This window comes from Bacillus cereus group sp. BfR-BA-01355 (assembly GCF_022663675.1).
Classification (GTDB): Bacteria; Bacillota; Bacilli; order Bacillales; family Bacillaceae_G; genus Bacillus_A; species Bacillus_A thuringiensis_S.
In genome coordinates, this window is the sequence record NZ_JAKUFY010000403.1 from 1 (window position 1) to 261 (window position 261).

A 261-nucleotide genomic window follows, 5' to 3' on the forward strand; every position below is an offset into this window, starting at 1 on the left:
CTTCAGCTACAAATGGTTTAAGAACTCCAAAGTTTTGCTCATAAAATGCTATTGGATTTTCTTCTGCAACTTTTTTATCTCTTGAGCAGCTTGCTGCTTCTTCTTTTGTTTTTGTTTCTTCTTTTTCTTTTGTTTCTGTTTTTGTTTCTGTTTTTGTTTCTGTTTCTGTTTCTTCCTTCATAGGGGTATCGAAGCCCCTTACAAGCCACTCAAAACGAGCTTGAAAGTACTCCTTGATACGTGGAATTTTAAAATCTTGCT

General features: G+C 34.9%; 1 pseudogene. It reads right to left on the minus strand.

Annotated elements, in window-relative coordinates:
- Positions 1 to 261, minus strand: a pseudogene (locus tag MR167_RS32235) (DnaD domain-containing protein); the annotation flags it as partial.